The sequence below is a fragment of the Paraburkholderia sp. WS6 genome (assembly GCF_030464835.1).
GTDB lineage: Bacteria > Pseudomonadota > Gammaproteobacteria > Burkholderiales > Burkholderiaceae > Paraburkholderia > Paraburkholderia madseniana.
Window position 1 is genome coordinate 67,258 of the sequence record NZ_JALQCK010000014.1, and the last position, 17,976, is coordinate 85,233.

Annotated in this window: 12 protein-coding genes and 1 pseudogene; 5 read left to right on the forward strand and 8 right to left on the reverse strand. The window is 61.4% G+C overall.

Annotation, left to right across the window (positions count from 1 at the left end; all coding sequences use genetic code 11):
• Positions 1 to 22 precede the first annotated feature (22 nt).
• Positions 23 to 2,698 carry a type VI secretion system ATPase TssH gene (gene tssH, locus M0D64_RS18440; protein ID WP_266258782.1) on the forward strand — a complete coding sequence of 892 codons (2,676 nt, stop codon included), beginning with the start codon at positions 23 to 25 and terminating at the stop codon, positions 2,696 to 2,698.
• A gap of 67 nt (positions 2,699 to 2,765) precedes the next feature.
• A complete protein-coding gene (gene tssA, locus M0D64_RS18445; protein WP_154561520.1) occupies positions 2,766 to 3,875 on the forward strand; it encodes a type VI secretion system protein TssA in 1,110 nt (369 codons plus the stop codon).
• A gap of 84 nt (positions 3,876 to 3,959) precedes the next feature.
• On the opposite strand, the gene M0D64_RS18450 is transcribed toward tssA, so the two are convergent.
• From M0D64_RS18450 to M0D64_RS18465, 4 genes are all read right to left on the reverse strand, one after another.
• Positions 3,960 to 4,916 (reverse strand): OmpA family protein, encoded by a 957-nt coding sequence (locus tag M0D64_RS18450; protein WP_154561518.1) that lies wholly within the window; start codon positions 4,914 to 4,916, stop codon positions 3,960 to 3,962.
• A gap of 4 nt (positions 4,917 to 4,920) precedes the next feature.
• Entirely contained in the window at positions 4,921 to 5,913 is a 993-nt protein-coding gene (gene tagF / locus M0D64_RS18455) for a type VI secretion system-associated protein TagF (RefSeq protein ID WP_054036464.1), read from the reverse strand.
• Positions 5,910 to 9,812: a type VI secretion system membrane subunit TssM gene (gene tssM, locus M0D64_RS18460; protein ID WP_266258783.1), complete on the reverse strand. Its 3,903-nt coding sequence runs from the start codon at positions 9,810 to 9,812 to the stop codon at positions 5,910 to 5,912. Before tssM ends, tagF begins: the two co-directional genes overlap by 4 nt.
• 268 nt (positions 9,813 to 10,080) lie before the next feature.
• Complete coding sequence (locus M0D64_RS18465; protein ID WP_054036462.1) at positions 10,081 to 10,926, reverse strand: M15 family metallopeptidase; 846 nt, start codon at positions 10,924 to 10,926, stop codon at positions 10,081 to 10,083.
• 125 nt (positions 10,927 to 11,051) lie between these two features.
• On the opposite strand from M0D64_RS18465, the gene M0D64_RS18470 reads away from it, so the two are divergent.
• Together M0D64_RS18470 and M0D64_RS18475 are read left to right on the forward strand one after the other, a co-directional pair.
• Positions 11,052 to 11,996 carry a hypothetical protein gene (locus M0D64_RS18470; RefSeq protein ID WP_266258784.1) on the forward strand — a complete coding sequence of 315 codons (945 nt, stop codon included), beginning with the start codon at positions 11,052 to 11,054 and terminating at the stop codon, positions 11,994 to 11,996.
• Positions 11,997 to 12,064: 68 nt separating this feature from the next.
• Positions 12,065 to 12,295, forward strand: a pseudogene (locus tag M0D64_RS18475) (nucleoside hydrolase); the annotation flags it as partial.
• Between the two features lie 31 nt (positions 12,296 to 12,326).
• Here M0D64_RS18475 and M0D64_RS18480 read toward each other — a convergent pair.
• Together M0D64_RS18480 and M0D64_RS18485 are read right to left on the reverse strand one after the other, a co-directional pair.
• Positions 12,327 to 13,283, reverse strand: a complete 957-nt coding sequence (locus M0D64_RS18480) for a LysR family transcriptional regulator (RefSeq protein ID WP_266258785.1) — start codon at positions 13,281 to 13,283, stop codon at positions 12,327 to 12,329.
• A gap of 843 nt (positions 13,284 to 14,126) precedes the next feature.
• Positions 14,127 to 15,179, reverse strand: a complete 1,053-nt coding sequence (locus tag M0D64_RS18485; protein WP_266258786.1) for an NAD(P)-dependent alcohol dehydrogenase — start codon at positions 15,177 to 15,179, stop codon at positions 14,127 to 14,129.
• A gap of 320 nt (positions 15,180 to 15,499) precedes the next feature.
• Here M0D64_RS18485 and M0D64_RS18490 point away from each other — a divergent pair, with 320 nt between their 5' ends.
• Positions 15,500 to 16,486, forward strand: a complete 987-nt coding sequence (locus M0D64_RS18490) for an AraC family transcriptional regulator (RefSeq protein ID WP_266258787.1) — start codon at positions 15,500 to 15,502, stop codon at positions 16,484 to 16,486.
• Between the two features lie 20 nt (positions 16,487 to 16,506).
• Here M0D64_RS18490 and M0D64_RS18495 read toward each other — a convergent pair whose 3' ends face one another.
• Together M0D64_RS18495 and M0D64_RS18500 are read right to left on the reverse strand one after the other, a co-directional pair.
• The gene (locus M0D64_RS18495) at positions 16,507 to 17,280 is read right to left on the reverse strand and encodes a molybdopterin-dependent oxidoreductase (RefSeq protein WP_266258788.1); all 774 of its coding nucleotides are present in this window, start codon (positions 17,278 to 17,280) and stop codon (positions 16,507 to 16,509) included.
• Positions 17,277 to 17,909 (reverse strand): cytochrome b/b6 domain-containing protein, encoded by a 633-nt coding sequence (locus tag M0D64_RS18500; protein ID WP_266258789.1) that lies wholly within the window; start codon positions 17,907 to 17,909, stop codon positions 17,277 to 17,279. The genes M0D64_RS18495 and M0D64_RS18500 overlap by 4 nt, the downstream gene beginning before the upstream one ends.
• Between the last annotated feature and the right edge of the window lie 67 nt (positions 17,910 to 17,976).

Consider the following 17,976-nt stretch of genomic DNA (forward strand, 5'->3'; position numbering starts at 1 on the left):
ACCTGGACCCGGATCGCACGACATGAGCACGTCCCTCAATACTCTGATCGCCAAACTGAATCCGACCTGCCGGCAGGCGGCTTTGCTCGCGGCGAACAACTGTCTCGCGCGCGGTCACTATGAGGTCGACCTTGAACATCTGTTGCTGGCGCTGCTGGATGAACCGGCGAGCGACGTCACGCTGGTACTGCGCGCATGCAGGGTCGACGCACATGCCTTGCGTGCTGATATCGAGCGCGAATTGCAGCGATTGAAAACCGGCAATACGCGCACGCCTGTGTTTTCGAAGCATCTGATCGATTTGCTCGAACAGGCGTGGCTGATCGCGTCGCTCGATTCGCAGATCGGACGGATTCGCTCGGGGCATTTGCTGCTCGCGTTGCTGACGGCGCCGGACCTTGCGCAATTTGCTGAGCGCATGTCGCCGCTGCTGCGCGACGTGCGGGTGACGGATCTGAAGCACAAGTTCGACGAAATGACCGCGGGGTCGCGTGAAGTCGAACGTAGCAATGCGGCAGAGAACGCCGCAGAAGCCGTAAGCGATGCAGCTGCGGCCGACTCCGCACCCGGTGCGCCTTCTAAAACCCCCGCGCTGGATACCTACACCAGCAATCTGACGCAGCGTGCGCGTGAAGGCAAGATCGATCCGGTGATCGGCCGTGAGGGCGAGATTCGCCAAACGATCGACATCCTGATGCGCCGCCGGCAGAACAATCCGATCATGACGGGCGAGGCGGGCGTCGGTAAAACGGCGGTGGTCGAAGGCCTCGCGCTGCGCATCGCGGCCGACGACGTGCCCGCACCGCTGAAAGGAGTCGCGTTGCACGTGCTCGATATGGGGCTGCTGCAAGCCGGCGCAAGCGTCAAAGGCGAGTTCGAGAACCGCCTGAAGAACGTGATCGACGAGGTGAAGAAGAGCCCGCATCCGATCATTCTGTTTATCGACGAAGCGCATACGATCATCGGCGCCGGCGGCCAGGCCGGGCAGAACGACGCGGCGAATCTGCTGAAGCCCGCTTTGGCGCGCGGCGAATTGCGCACCATCGCGGCGACTACGTGGAGCGAATACAAGAAGTACTTCGAGAAAGATGCGGCGCTGGCGCGGCGTTTCCAGGTCGTGAAGATCGAAGAACCGAGCGAGACGCTCGCTGCAGCGATGTTGCGCGGCATGGCCGCGTTGATGGAAAAGCATTTCAACGTTCGCGTGCTGGACGATGCGATCACCGAAGCAGTGCGTCTGTCGCATCGCTACATCAGCGGCCGTCAACTGCCGGACAAAGCGATCAGCGTGCTCGACACCGCCTGCGCCAAAGTCGCGCTCGCACATAGCTCGACACCCGCCGCGATCGACGACACGAAGAAACGCCTCGAACGCATCGACGCCGAAATCGCGGCGCTGGAGCGCGAAGTGGCGAGCGGTGCGTTGCACGACGAGCGGCTCGCGGAACTGCGCAGCCTGCGTGAAGAAGACGTGAAAGACCTGGCCGTTGACGACGCGCGCTACGACAAGGAGCGCGCATTGGTGACGGAGATCGTCGGCTTGCGTGCGGAAATCGACGCCGCGCGCGTAAGTAGTGCAGACGCCGCGCAGGCCGACAAGGCTCAGCAGGCGCGCGAAACGCTGGCCACGCGTGTTGCGGAATTGCATGCATTGCAGGGCGGCCAGCCGATGGTCCCATTGCAGGTCGACGGCCACGTGGTCGCCGAAATCGTCGCTTCATGGACCGGCATTCCGCTCGGCCGCATGATCAAGGACGAAATCCAGACCGTGCTGAATCTGCAGCCGTTGCTGGCCGCTCGCGTGATCGGGCAGGACCATGCGCTCGATGCGATCGCGCAGCGCGTGCGCACCGCCAGCGCGAGTCTCGAAGATCCGAACAAACCGCGTGGCGTGTTCATGTTCGTCGGACCGTCGGGTGTCGGCAAGACCGAAACCGCGCTGGCACTCGCCGACGTGCTGTACGGCGGCGAACGCAAGATGGTCACGATCAACATGAGCGAGTATCAGGAGGCGCACAGCGTGTCGGGCCTGAAGGGTTCGCCGCCGGGCTACGTTGGTTACGGCGAGGGCGGTGTGCTGACCGAAGCGGTGCGTCGCAATCCGTATTCGGTCGTGCTGCTCGACGAAGTGGAAAAGGCACACCCCGACGTGCTGGAAATGTTCTTCCAGGTGTTCGACAAGGGCACGATGGACGACGCCGAAGGGCGCGAGATCGATTTCCGCAACACGCTGATCATTCTGACCTCGAACGTCGGCTCGCAGGCGGTGATGCAGGCATGCCTGAACAAGAGCGCCGAAGAACTGCCCGATCCGGACGAACTCGCGGAGACGTTGCGCCCGCAACTGTACAAGACGTTCAAGCCGGCGTTCCTCGGTCGTATGAAAGTGGTGCCGTACTACCCGATCTCCGACGACGTGCTGGCCGAAATCATCGACTTGAAGCTGGAGCGGATTCGCCGCCGCATCGAATCGAATCACAAAGCGGTGTTCGAGTGGGACGAGTCGCTCGTCGACGCTGTGCTGGCGCGCTGCACCGAAGTGGATTCCGGCGCGCGCAATGTGGACCACATTCTGAACGGCACGCTATTGCCCGAAGTCGCGCAGCAGATGCTCGAGCGTATTGCCAACGGCACCGCGATCGAACGGATCGCGGTCCGTGCGAGCGAGGCGGGCGAGTTCGAATACACGGTTGCGTGAACAGGCAAGTCCCCGCCTGCCTGCCAATCTGTTTTAATGCCGTACCGGAACCTTATTGCTTTCTGTCATGCCGACTAATCTGAACACGCTGCTGGCGCCGATCAGCGAAGCCTCGCCTTGTGGCGACGACCTGCTGTTTTCGGCGGATTTCGACGCGATTCAGCACGCGCGCCGATTCGAAGACCCGTCGCTGGATCAAGGCGAATGGGTCACGGATATCAAGGAGGCCGACTGGCCATTCGTGGTCGAACGCTCCAGCAACCTGCTGCAGACGCAGACCAAGGACCTGCGCCTCGCTGTCTGGCTCACCGAGGCGTTGGCCATCGAAGAGGGCGTGACCGGTCTCACGCAAGGGTATGCACTGCTGACGGGGTTGTGCGAAAAGTACTGGGATCACGTGCATCCGTTGCCGGAAGGCGACGACACCGAGTATCGCCTCGGCAACGTCGCGTGGCTGATGGGCCGCACCGGTGATCTGCTGCGGGCGATGCCGCTCACGTCGTCGCAAGGCAGCTCGTACAGTACGATCGATTGGGACGTGGCCACGCACGTCGCGCAAGCGGTCAAGCGCGATCCGGATCACGCCGACGACATCGCGCGCGGCAAGCCTTCCATCGAGCAGATCGAGGCGTCGAAACGCGCCACGCCGCCGGCGTTCTATTCGACCCTGCTGGTGGATCTGAAAGCATTCGAAGCGGCAATGCTCGCACTCGAACAGCAACTGGACCAGCGCGCGGCCGATTCAGCACCGAGTTTCCGTCAGGCGAAAGATGCGTACGAGAGCGTCTACCGGTTGGCGGAACGCTTTGCACGCGAACTGGGCGTCAGCGCTGAAGCGTCGCCGCCGAAAGCGCCGAAGCCGGAAGAACACGAACGCGCCGAGCCTACCTTCAAGACTTCACCGCAACGCGAGGAACCCGTGTTGACGACCATGCCGACCACGATCAGCCCGATTGCAGGAATCCAGAGCCGTGCGCAAGCCGTCGCGCAGTTGCGTGCCGTGGCCAAGTTCTTTCGCAGCACCGAGCCGCATAATCCGGCTGCCTACCTTGCGGACAAGGCGGCGGAGTGCGCGGATATGCCTTTGCATCAGTGGTTGTCGTCGGTGGTGAAGGACGATGGGTCGCTCGCGCATATTCGCGAGTTGTTGGGCGTGAAGCCCGAGGAAAACAGCTAGAACTTCCTTGAACACAAGCAAAAAAGCCTGGCATCGAAATCGGTGCCAGGCTTTTTCAATTCATAAGGTCAAGCAAGCAGCAACTCAAGACCCCGCGCGAAACTCAATACGCCGATTACGCGCCCGCCCGTCGGTCGTATCGTTCGATGCGATCGGCTGATCCGGACCAACCCCTGTGGTCGTCATCTGCTCGGGCGGAATGCCTCTCGCGACCAGATAACCCTTCACCGCATCCGCACGCGCCTGGCTCAGCGCGATATTCGAGGTGCGATTGCCCGAGTTGTCGGTATGGCCGATGATCGCCACCGTCTTCGTCTGCATCTTCGACAACACGGCCGCCATCTGATCGAGAATCGCGCGGCCTTGCGGCGTAAGTGTCGCGCTGCCCGTCTCGAACTCGATTGTGCGGTTCGCCAGCGTCTGGTCGAGCAGGCCCTGTTCCGATGCGCTCACGCGCAGGCCGTTCTTGATCGTGTAGGTCGGATTCAGCGCGTTCGCCATATCGCTTGCGAGTTGCTGGCGCTGCGATTCGTTATGCACCTCGCCCTTCACGTCGATCTGCGTGCCGTCGATCTTCAACTGGCCTTTGCTGATCTGCTTCAACTGCGGGCCGATCAGCTTTTGCACGTTGGCGGACCAGTTCGGCGGCGTCGCGACGTCGGCGACTTCGATCTGATCGACCACGTTGGCCGCGCCGTAGGTGTCGCGCAGACGTGCGAGCACGGCCGCTTTGGTCGCTTCATCCGGCACCTTTCCGCCCACCACCACCTGGCCCGGCGTTGCATTGGCGGGCGGCGGCGCTGCGCTGATCGCACCGGTGCCGCCGCCCGTCGTACCGCTGGCGAGGCCGGCCGTGCTGACAGCAGGACCTGCAGTGCCCTGCTGAGCCGAAGAAGGCGCGGGCAGAACTGTCGTGCGAATCGCCATGCCGCTGTTGTCGACCGGCGTGACGCGTGCCGGGCCGTCGTTGTCGGCATGGGCGAGTGCGCAGACGAGAAGGCCCGCCAGCAGCGAGGCAATGCGCGTGTGTTTGCTCAACATCGTGTCACGCTCCCGTGAATGCTTCGCGGAACGTGTCGATGCTGACACGCAACGATAGTTGCGGTTGGTCGAGGTAGCTGACGAGCTTGCTGATGCCATGGTCGTTTTGTGCGTGTTCGTCGATCCACTCGGGATCGTCGATATCGATGTTGTGTGCCGCGTACGCCTGCGGATCGACCACGCTGTGCAGCGTTTTGGCCGAGGCACCGTTAAAGCCGATGATGAGCCGTTCGCGCTCGGCAATCGTGCCGATAAAAATCGCCAGTTCGAAATCGGCCTGCGAGACGAACGGTGCGATCAGTTCGAGCCAGAAAGCGGCGACGAGCGAGCGATAGAACGGATCGTTCGGCAGCGGCAGTGTGAGCCCGCGTTCGAGATGCGACGAACCGCTTTGCATCACCGGACGCAGCAGCGAACCGAGCGCCAGCATCGCGCCACGCAAGCGCACCGGATGGCCGCTCGCAAGCAGCATCTGTTCGAGGCCGGAGAGGGTCTGATGCTCGACGAAGTCGTTGAAGGTGCCGTCGTGCGGATTGCCCGGACCGCCGCCGATTTCGATCGGCACTTGCGTTTCGCCGAGCGCGTGCAACGCGCCGGCTGGCTCGCTCACGCCGAGCAACGGCTTCATCTGCGAGGCGATACGCGACCACAGGCGCGCGAAGGCCAGCGGACTGTGCGCGAGGAACGTCAGCGGCTTTTCAACTTCCAGCGCGGTGGCGGCAAGAAACGGAAAGCGGCGCGACGATTGATCCTGGCTCGCCACCATATGCCCGGCGATCGCTAGCTTGCTGCGCGAGCCGAGGAACGCGAAGTGCATCGGCTTGGCGTTTTCGTAGACGATCTTCCAGCGCGGATCGTCAGTGAGCAACTCCATGGCCTCGGCGATCCAGCGGTCGAGCGTGGCCAGCAATTGCGGGTTATGCGCGCTTTTGACGAAGTCGCCGCGCGACGGGATCTTGCCGAAGTAGGCGATTTGCGCCTGCACGGTTTGCGTCATTGCGCACCTCCTGTGTTCGAAACCGCGGCGGCGGCCGTGGCCGGCCGTGCCGCTGGTGAGGCCGGTGCGACAGCGGGCACGGTGCCCGCTGTTCCTGTTGGTCCTGGCGCACCCGCGGCTGTCGCATTGACTGAATTCGCCGCGGCGCTCACGTCCGCTACCGACGACGGCAGCCGCAAGCCGCGCAGGCTTTGCTGTTGCGGTGCATCGCTGCTGGCGCCGCCCGAGGCCTGCGACGTGCTGATGATGCGCATGCTGACCGCCACCGTGACATTGCCTTGCGTCCACGACAGATCGAAGGTGCCATCCGGACGGCGTTTGCGTTGCGCCGAGTTGATCAGTTTCTCCAGACCGTAGCGGCCCGGCTCGTTGACCAGTTGCAGCGTGCGGCCGTCGAAGGTCGTGGCATTCAGCGTGGCGCCCGGCGAGCCCGACGGATTCGGCCACACGAAGTTGGTCCACTGCGGCGGCGTATTGCGGTAACGCATTTGCTGGCCGTCGATCGCGAGCGTGTATTCCGTGGTGCCGCTGCTCGGCTGCGGCAGGATCTGGAACACGGTCTGCGGTTCGGCCGAGCTTTGACCACCCGAGGTCGCCGCGCCACCGGCAAGCGGTGCCACCCAGCGCGCGAAACCGCTGGTGAAGTCGGGCGTCAGCGCGAGACCCATGTCGCCCCATGTGCGCGAGGTCAGCGTGTCGCCGCGGCGCACCGCGAGCGGCCCGAGGGTGGTGCCGACGAACTTGGCGATCGCGCCGTCCGGCCCGAACACCTGGGCGATTTCGCCGGCGCCGGCTTCGACCTTCGCATCGCCTGCAAACGGATATTTGTTCGCCAGCGACCCTTGGAAGGTCTGGTAGACCTGTGCGTTCCACACCTTGTTGACTTCGACGCTGGCCGGCTGGATCACCACCGCATACGCCGCCATCAGCGGACGCACCAGCAGCGGGCGCAGTGCCTTGCGTTGCGAATCGGTGAGGCCCGTCAGCATCTGTTCGTCGACGTACTTCAGCGAATCGGCCAATTCAGAGCCGCTGCCGTCGAGCGTCTGCTGCATCAGCTGACGCGCGCCCGGTCCCGGATCGCCCTGGTTCTTGATCACGTTGAAGCGCGTACGGACCTTCGAGAGCGTGTCCATATAACCCTTCAACATCGAGCCGTTGTCGCCGGAGACGACGATGCGGCCCAATGCCGAGAACTCCTGGCCGATCGGACCCATCGGCACTTCGACCGGATTGCCGTTGATGTCGATATTGGCGTTCAACTGGCCGGTCGGCGCACGCGAGAACCAGTTCTTGAACCAGCTCGTCATGCCGGTTTGCGCGCGCTTCAGGTTCGCGTTGAAGAGCGACGGGTTGTCCCACGAAGTCTGGTCATACGCGGTTTCGAGGACCTTGCGGATCGGCGAATCCTGCGGGTCGCCGAGACGGTTCATCGCATCCACCGCCTGACCGAAGCTGCCGAAGCTCTGCACGGCAATGCCTTGCATGAACTTCTGCCAGTGCATCGCGTACTCCGTCTTGTACATCGCCACGAGTGCTTTCTGGATCTGCTCGGGGCTGCCTTCGAGCGTCAGGTCGTCGTGCGCGGATGTATTGAGCACCCAGTCCTTGGCCTGCAATTCCTTGGTGGCGGCATCGCGAATCGCCGGCTGCACGTACTGGAACCACGCTTCACGCGTGAAGGTGCCGGGAATCGCGTAGCTGCCGGCCACCAGCGCCGTATTGTTTTCGCCGACGATGCGCGCGATCGTCATCGGCGCGAAGCGGGTCGACGCACGCGCCTTGATTTCTTCGTAGACACGCTGACGAGCCGGCATGCCGCGCACCACGCGGCGCAGGTTTTCACGGGTCTGGTCGACGAGGCCGAGGTTCTGGTCGATCATCGGCCAGTCGTTGTCGGACACGCGCGACAGATAGAAGGTGATCATGCGCTCGGCGCTGCGGATCATCTCGTCGCGGGGCATGTTGCCGCGATTCGTTTCGAGCCAGCCGCGCCAGAAGCGGGCGACCTGATCGGTCAGGTGAGCGGTTTCCACGTGACGCTTGTCGCTCAGCATCAGGTAGGTCTTGAGCGCGTTGTACGCGTCTTCGACGTTGGTCGGCGACGCGTCGCTATACAGGCCACCCTGGCTGTTCGCCGCCATCGCCGTGTGCGCGGACACCGGAATCGCGGCGGCGTCCGGCGTGCGGTTCAGCGGCGCGAGCTGATCGGGGTGCGCATTGACGTCCTTCAGGAACGACGCGAGATTCTGCGAGACCGGGTCGAGCAGGATCTGGCGCACGCCGTTGTAATACTCGGTGAGCAAGTGCTGCTCGAGGCGGTCGCCCTGATACAACCCGAGCGACACGGCCAGCGGCTTGTCGCGGCGGAATTGTTCGAGCTGGTCGATGCGGTCTTCTAGGATGTCCATGGCTTGCAGGCGCGATTGCAGGTCGTTGCGGTTCTGCTGCAGGCGCACCACATTGTCGAGGTCGGCCTTGACGTTGTCGGCGAGCTGCTCATTGCCGATCGTCGACCACGTCCAGCCCCCGAGCGCCAACGCGAGCACCGCGACAAAGCCGAAAAACGTGGCATAACGCATGCGCGTCTTGGCGGGACTGGCGAACTGCTTGACGGTCTGCCGGTCGGCGAAGATCACCTTGGAGAACAGGTCGCGCAGGAAGAAGCCGTTCTTCGAGAACGCGCTATGCGGCTTGGGCAGACTGTCCGCGGAGAGGCCGAAGCGGTTGGCGATGCGCGTGGCGGCGGCGCTGTTGGTTTCGCCTTCCTGCAACGCGCTGGTGAAGTAGAAGCCGCGGAAAATCGGCTTGTGCTGGAACGGGTTGGTTTCGAACAGCGTGGCGAGGAACGCGCGCAACGCGGGCTTGATCGCCGAGAATTCGAGCGGGAAGCTCAACTGGCCCGGCGAGAGCTTGTTGCCGCGGTTGATCGACATCTGCGCGACGCTGATTTCTTTCAGGCCGTCGTAGAGCTCTTCAAAGTGCTCGTCGAACAGACCCACCACGTCGCGCTTTTCGTCTGGCTCGTAGGGCAGGGTGGCGCCCCACACGCGGTCGTATTCGTGGCGGTCGCTGCCGCTGAAAAATTCGGTGAAGCCCGTGATCAGGTCAGCCTTGGTGAACATCACATACACCGGCGCGAACACTTCGAGCTTCTCGGTCAGTTCCTGCACCCGTTGGCGCAGATTCTTCGCGAGATTGATCGCGAACTCGGGCTTGCTGCTGGTCAACTCGGCGATGCTCGCCGTGACGATGATGCCGTTGATCGGCGCCTTTGGCCGGAAGCGCTTGAGCAGGCCAAGGAAGCCGATCCATTCGGTGCGGTCTTCTTCGTGCACGGAATAGCGGCCGGCGGTGTCGAGCAGAATGCCTTCGGTTGTGAAGAACCAGTCGCAATTGCGCGTACCGCCGATGCCGTGAATCACGGCGTTGTTCTTGTCGGCGAAAGGAAATTGCAGACCGGAATTCAGCACGGCGCTGCTCTTGCCCGCCGCCGGGTTGCCGATCACGATGTACCAGGGCAATTCGTACAGTGCCGAGCCGCCGGACATCTGACCGATCTTCGAGGTCTTGATCGTTTTCACCGCGTCGACGAGGCGCGTGCGCAGCACGTCGAGTTCGGCCTGGCGCGCGGGCGTTGGGGCGGGGCCGGTTTCGGTCTGTTTTTCGGCTTGCTGCTCGAGCATTTCGCCGAGCTTGTTGTTCGCGCGCCGTGCGCGCAGGCGGCGCACCACCCAGACCAGCAGCCATAGCGCGATCACCGCGCCGAGCACGATGGCAGGCCACATGAGGTCGATCTGCAAGGTATCGGCACCGATGAACAAAACAGCAGCGAGCGCGAGCAAGCCGATGATCGAGAGCGTGCGTGTATGGGTCAACACGTTAAGAATGCGTCGCATAAGCCGTTCAGGTCTTGGTGATGTGTGTTGTGGCGCGTGTGTGGCAAACAGCATGGCGCGAGCGCGGGCAAAGTCTGCCTGCGCCGCGTTTGAAACAAATCGAAAGCATATTCAGGCGAAGGTGAATGCGGCCGGATTGTTAAATCCGCCATGGAATGTTTCGCCGATGGCGATGGGGCGAATGCCGTTATGCATGCGGCATTGCCGATTTTTGCCAGAAAATTTGCTTGAACGCCCCATTGCCAACCTCTTTATTGCCCACTTCGCCTTAATGACCACGGCCCAGGACGAAGCCGGGTTTGTGATATTCAACGTGCCCGAGATCCATCAATTTCCAACGGCCACCCCACGTCAGGCCGACCTGTTCGGCCGTCTGTCCGTATAACTGATAGCCTCGCATGGCCCAGGGATCTTTTTCTGAAATGACGAGCTTGCCGTCGCGCAAAAACGCATTGTCCGCGGCAAGACCGTATTGGTGATAGCTTTGAAACGCTGCGGCATTGGTGACGTTGCCCCCCATTTGCGCCAGGCGGTTTTGCCGCTCCGGACTGCGATAACCTTCCAGCAATGCCATTTCATACCCGTACTGCTCGTGCATGATTTTGTAAACGAGCAATAAACGCGTTCTGAAATCGGCGTCGAGCAAATTCCAGTCGCGGCTCGCGTCTTTCAGCGCGGGCCGAATCTGCTCCACTTCCTGCGTTGCAAATACCTCGGGCGGCAGCGGCGGCGGGGGCACGAGCTGTTCGCCATTCAATAACGCGGCAATTTTCTCGTCCGGTACCCGTGCAGTGTCATCGAATTGGAATAATTGCCGACCGCGTAAAGCCAATGCCACCAATGGCGGCGTCGCAAGAATACCTGTGGTGGTAAAAATCAGCAAGCGCCGCTTTGCCAGTAACTTTTGCATATCGACTGCAGTCGATTGCGAAATTTTTGCCGAACGCACTAATTGACCGCGAGCACGTGAAGCACCTTGAGATGCTCCGCGCATAACGCGGCCATGAATGGCGAGTGCGGCGCCTAATAAAGAGGCGCGTACCGCCGGCAATAGCAGCATTGCGGCGATCACAACGGCGAAGGCGAAATAGGCGAGAAGTACTACGGCAATCAAAGTCGACCCCGGAAATTGGAAACAATTGTATTTTGTAATGCTTGCTCTTAGAATCAGGCCTGCTCGGAGAGGAGCCGGAACGGTATTATCACGGCGAAATAATCCAGGATTCAATGAGACAGTGAATGAGTGCGCCGGAAAGTTCGAATTCCAAAGCCCCACCTAGCCTGTTATCCGATAAGGCGAAGGGCGCCGATGGCAATGGTTCGCGAATCCTCGCGAATCTGGAAGGCCGTGTCGAGCCGCCTGCCGATAAACCACGCCGGTCGAAAACGCCGCTCCTGCTGGTCGCCTTGCTGGTGATCGCGGCCGGCGGTTGGGGCGCGTGGCATATGCAGCAGCGTGTGCAGACGGAGTCGTTGGCGTCGGCCACGCCCGCCAACCCAGGGAAAGCTGCTGTGCCGGCGTCTGCCGCGAGCGGTGCTGCGCAGGTCACTGCGAAAGCGGAGGCGCCGGCTGCAGCGTCGTCGCAAGCGGCCACGATCGTTGCTGACGACAGCGACAGCAAGGCGCCAGCGGCCTCCGCGAGTGCGCCTGCAAGTGGCGATGAAAGCCGCTTATCGCGCGCGCTTGCCGATGGCGCTGAGCCGAGCAACGCGTCTACGCCGGTTGCGTCCGCAGCGGCCGCGTCGGCGGTCACGGTGCCGGCGGCAAAGCACGCTAAGAGCTCAACGGCTGTCGCCAGCAATGCGAAACACGACGCGACGGCACACAGCAAGAAGGAAAGCGCGAGCGCAAGCAATCATCACGCGAGCGCGCCGACCGCGGTCGCTCAAACGAAGAAATCGCGTCCGACTGGTAATGCTTCGAAAGATGATTCGGATGCCGATCTATTGGCTGCGCTCGTGGCGCGCACCAAACCGGCCGACGCGAAAGCGGCAGACGGGAGCACGGCCACCAAGGTCAGCGCATTGGCTGCGCCTGGGAACGCCAAGCTGGCCGAACGCGTGAAAGAGTGCGGGCAACGCGGCTTCTTCGAAGACCAGTTGTGCCGCTGGCGCGTGTGCGATGGACATTGGGGTAAAGACCCGGCTTGTCCGGGGGCTGCGCCGCAGGCACGTCAGCCGTAAGTTCGCGTAATGCGCCGCTTGTCTTCGTGACTCGCGGCTACCAGGTCCATGGTCCGCGCGGCTGACCGCTGACGCTGGCGTATCTGATGCATCCGTCGTTCGCGACGCAGACGGTGGATGAATGGGTGGATGTGGATATGAGCTTCGGCGCCAATGACGGCAAGTCGACCGGTTACACCAGTTCCCCGCCGGCGGGTTTGCAGAAGATGACGGTGGTGAAACGCTTCGACAATCCGAGCTTTTTCAATTTCTACGTTGATCTGCTGACACGTCCGGTGCCGGTGACACTACCGAACTGACGTGGTGTTGCGGGCCTGCATGAAACCCGCCTCAAGCGGGATGCAGACCGCGCAACAACTGACGGACTCGCGACAGGTCCTGATCGACGTGTTCGGTCTGCTCGAATAACTCCGCGAGCCAGTCGACGAAGGCCCGCACGCGTGGGGACACCCGGCGGTTCTTCACATACGCGACCGAGACCGGCATCGGCACGGGTTTCCATTGCGGCAGTACTTCGCGCAACAGTCCTGAATCGAGGTAGGGCTGTGCCGCGATTCGCGCGGGCTGGATCAACCCCAGGCCTTGCAATCCGCAGGTGAGATAAGCCTGCTCGTCGCTGACTTTAACGAAGCCTCTGACCTTGACGTTTTGCGCTTCGCCGTCCACTTCGAAGTCGAAATCGACTTCGCGGCCGTTATGCGGCGACATGCAATTGACGGCGACGTGTCCGCGCAGATCGTCGAGATCGACGGGCGTGCCATGTCGGGCCAGATAAGCCGGGCTTGCGCATGTCACGTGCTCGAGGGTGCCCAATTGCCGCGCGATCAGATTCGAGTCTGGCAATTCGCCTAGCTGGATACTGCAGTCGATGGCTTCCGAGATCAGGTCAACCGTGCGGTTGCTGATGCCGATGGCGAGATCGAGATTCGGATAGCGGGCGTGGAAGTCTTCCAGTGCTGGAAGGACGATGGTGCTTGCTACCGCGCCGGGCATTTCTATGCGCAGGCGGCCGGTCAGGTTATCCGTTGCGTGACGGAGGCTCGCCTCCATTTCGTCGATGTCGGCGAGGATCTGCGCGCAGCGTTCGTAGTAGGCTGCGCCTTCAGGGGTGATGCTCAGGCGCCGCGTCGTGCGGGTTAGGAGGGCGGTGCCTAGTAGGGCTTCCAGATTCTGGACGATGGTTGTCGCTGTCGCGCGGGGGATGTTGAGGGACTCCGCTGCGCGGGTGAAGCTGTTGGTGTCCACGATTCGGATGAATGTCCGCATTGCAGTTATTCTGTCAATCACGATGCAAACTCCTGTTGGTGAAATAAAGGTGTGGGTTTTGCCTGCGCGGCGCTTGTTTGTCAGTGTTCTTAGGGCGTTGGCCTTTCCTTGAATTGTTAGTGGTCTATTAGCGTTGCCCCTGTGCGGGGCGGCACCTACTTCTCTTTGCCGGCTGCAAAGAGAAGTAGGCAAGAGAAAGCAGCTCAAACCACTCCTGCTAAGCGGGTCCCGTGGTCTGCTGCGGGTAGTGGTGCATCTGGAATCTGGGTTCGTGCACCGGCATGCGCTTGTGACAAGGGACTCATACTTCCGGCGGCGCTGCGCGCGCCGAAGAGTACTTCTTAAAACCGCCAGCTACGTTGGTCCTTGCGTTGGCGCTCTCGCGTTTAAGCCTTTGGGTTTGGGCTCTCGTGTTTTTCCGGCACCATGACTCGTTATTGCATCGCCACTGCCACCGCGAGTGATCGATCTTTATTTGAAGTGGGGTTCGCCCATGAGTGCGACGGCGCCTCGCCAAGGCGAAGCCGACGGCCCCCACAAACCTCAACCGAAGCCGCCGGTTTCCCATGCAAACCCGTCCGCGACGCACGCAGTGCGGAGTGGGAGCTGATGACACCTTTGTCACTAACGCGGAATGTGCGAGAACACGGATTCCAGATGCACCACTACCCGCAGCAGACCACGGTGCCCACTTAGCATGAGCGGTTTGAGCTGCTTTCTCTTGCCTACTTCTCTTTGCAGCCGGCAAAGAGAAGTAGGTGCCGCCCCGCACAGGGGCAACACTAATAGACCACTAACAATTCAAGGAAAGGCCAAAGCCCTAAGAACACGGCCAATGCCGCCGCTAAAGGCAAAAAACCAAAATCACTTCCTTAAGGAATCCAGATCAACCACAAACCGATACTTAACATCACTCTTAAGCATCCGTTCATAAGCCTCATTAATCCCCTGCATAGCAATCACCTCAATATCCGAAGTAATCCCATGTTCGCCGCAAAAATCGAGCATTTCCTGCGTCTCAGCAATCCCACCAATCAACGACCCAGCCAGCCTGCGACGCTTAAAGATCAGATTGAACACCTGCGGCGACGGATGGTCATGCTCCGGCGCCCCAACCAGCGTCATCGTCCCATCACGCTTCAGCAAATTCAAAAACGGATTCAAATCATGCTGCGCAGCCACAGTATTCAGAATGAAATCGAAACTGTTAGCATGCGCGCCCATCTCTTCAGCATTCTTCGAAATGACAACCTCATGCGCACCAAGCCGCTTGGCATCTTCAATCTTCGACGGCGACGTCGTAAACAACACGACATGCGCGCCCATTGCACGGGCCAGCTTCACGCCCATGTGACCGAGGCCGCCCAGGCCGACAATCCCGACCTTCTTGCCGGGACCGGCACCCCAAGTGCGCAGCGGCGAATACGTCGTGATACCCGCGCACAGCAACGGCGCCACACCCGCCGGGTCGAGATTCTCCGGCACGCGCAGCGTAAATGCCTCGTCCACCACCAGTTGCGTCGAATAGCCGCCGTAAGTGATCTGACCGTCAACCCGGTCCACACCGTTGTACGTGCCGACAAAACCGTTTTCGCAATACTGCTCGAGACCTTCCTCGCAACTCGCACACGTACGGCACGAATCGACCAGGCATCCCACGCCCACCAGATCGCCTGCCTTGTACTTCGTCACGTCCGGGCCAACCGCCGTCACACGACCGACAATTTCATGGCCCGGCACCACCGGAAAAATCGTGTTCTTCCATTCGTTGCGTGCCTGATGCAAGTCGGAATGGCACACGCCGCAAAACAGGACTTCCATCTGCACGTCATGGGCGCGCAGTTCGCGGCGCTGAATTTCGAACGGAGCGAGCGGCGCGGTAGCGTCGGTCGCTGCATAGGCGTAAGTCGTGCTCATGGGTAACTCCAGCAAAGAGGGTGATGTCGCAAGGCGCCGGCGATGGGCGACGCGCGTCGCCGATGCGGCCAAACCTTGTCATGAACCGGGATCAGGGCGCAGGCGGTGGTCGACGTATTCACCGAAACGGTGAGCAGGTAACCGAGCCCGGCGCAGCGTGGAAATAGATGATCCGGCAGGGTTCCCATAGTAGGGGCCGGGAGCGAACCGGGGAATACCTGAATGTCTTGAAGATTTGCCTAAAACTCCTGGCGGTGAGCGCAGTAGGTCGTTTGGTGCTAAATTTCAAGCATTATTCTCTTGCGCGTCACTATACCGTCATGTCAACCCGTTCCGTTGAACCCGTCCCGGCCGCTGGCGGCCCCACCGATCCTGCCCAGCAGCGTCTGGTCGATTTGTTCGATTTGCTCGCGCCCAAACCGGGCGTGACGCGTTCGAGTTTCGAAGGTGTCAACCTGTTGCGCGCCAATAGTCCGATGCCGCGTATGCCCGTGATGTACGAGCCGAGCATCGTGATCGTCTGTCAGGGCCGCAAGCGCGGTTTTCTCGGCGATCAGGTGTTCCAGTACGACGCACAGCAATACCTGGTGCTGTCGGTGCCGCTGCCGTTCGAATGCGAAACCGAAGCGAGTCCGGAAGAGCCGTTCCTCGCGATCTCGGTGCGTGTCGATCTGACCATGGTGGCCGAGTTGCTGATGGCGCTGAACGAAACGCAGGGCGCTACACAGAACGAGCCGCTCGGCATCTATTCGACGCCGCTGGACCCGGCCCTGTCCAACGCCGTGCAGCGTTTGATGGACGCGTTGGCCTCACCGCTCGATGCGCGGATTCTGGCGCCAGGCGTGGTCCGCGAAATCTGTTATCGCGTGTTGACGGGCGAGCAGGGCGATGCGATTCGCGCGGCGCTCACGCATCAGAATCATTTCGGCCGCATCGCCAAGGCGTTAAGGCGCATCCACGCCGACTATCAGGGGCAACTCGACGTCGATACGCTCGCCTCTGAAGCCGGCATGAGCCTCGCCGTCTTTCATGCGCAATTCAAGGCCGTGACGGCAACCTCGCCGATGCAATACGTGAAGACCACGCGTTTGCATCACGCGCGTTTGCTGATGGCGCACGACGGTTTGAATGCCGGTGCGGCAGCGGCACGCGTCGGTTACGAAAGCGCGTCGCAATTCAGCCGCGAGTTCAAGCGTCTGTTCGGCCTGAGCCCGGTCGATGAAGTCAAGCGCATGCGCACCGTGTACGATGCACCGCCGCCGCCGCGCGTGGTCAGGCCGGTCCCGCGTTATGTGACCGCGGTATAAGCGCGCGTTCCCGGGAAGCGTTATAGCCCGCTAAACCAGTTGTACCCCTGGTCTTCCCAATAGCCGCCAGGGTTCGTGTTGGTCACGAAAATCGCCGCGATGTGCTTCGGATTCTTGAAGCCCAGTTTGGTCGGTACGCGCAGCTTCAGCGGGTAGCCGTATTTGGCCGGCAGCGGCGCATCGCGGAAGTCGAGCGTGAGCTGGGTTTGCGGATGCAAAGCGGTCGCCATGTCGAGGCTCGAGTAATAACGGTCCGCACATTTGAAGCCGACGTAGCGGGCGCTCAGATCGGCGCCGATGCGTTCGAGGAACGTGCGAAATGGCACGCCACGCCATTGCCCGATCGCGCTCCATCCTTCGATGCAGATGTGCCGCGTAATCTGTGAAACCTGGGGCAAGGCGCGCAGTTGATCGAGATTCCACGTGCGCTTGTCCGACACCAGACCGGACACTTCCAGTTGATACGTCGAGCCATCGATATCCGGCGCGTCGAACTCCGGATAGAACGCGTTGAAGGGGAACGGGTCGGTGATTTCTTTCGCCGAGTAGGTCGGCGCGAGCTTGTTGCGATCGAACAGCCACCCCTGCACGCGATCGTTCCAGCGCGACATGGCCCACAACACCTTGTCGACCGAATCTCCGTCCTGCATGTTGCAACCCGAGAGCATCGCCAGCGCACCGATCGAAAGCGACGAGCGCAGGAACAAGCGCCGTTGCAATCGTTCGATTTGCGGTTTGTGGTCGGCGAGGACAATGCACGTGCCGCGCGCGTCTTTGCGTTCTGCGTCGCTCATGCTTCGCTCCTTTCGTGCGTGGACGGTCGGGCGCGGCCGGTCAACATCGGCAGCAACGTGCGCGGCACCAATAGCACCAGCGCCAGATGCACGACGACAAAACCCACCACGCCGGCCATCGCGACAAAATGCACGCGACGTGCGAAATCGAAACCACCGAACAGTGCGGTAAGCCACGAGAACTGCACCGGCTTCCAGATCGAAAGCCCCGACGCGACCAGCAGCACGCCAAGGAACAATACGAAGAGATAGAGCGCGCGCTGCACCGCGTTGTATTTGCCCGTATCGTGCGGCAGCTTGAACCGCATCGCTAATGCGGCATCGTGTACGACGTCGCGTAGATAGACAGGCAATAGCTTGCGACGAAAATGCCCACGCCCGATGCCATACGCCAGATACAGCAGGCCGTTCGCGCACAGCAGCCACATGGCCGAAAAGTGCCATGCAATCGAGCCGCCCAGCCAGCCACCGACGGTCGCCCACACCGGAAACTTGAACGGAAAGAAGGGCGACGCGTTATAGATCGCCGAGCCGCTCATCACCATGCAGACCATGGCAAACGCGTTGATCCAGTGCGTAATTCGTGCGACGAATGGGTGGACGATGAAGCGCGCTTGCGGTTTGGGCATGGTGAGCGGTGATGAAACAAGGAAAAATCTGAAAGCCGCGTCATTGAGGCACGCGGCTGTTCGAGCA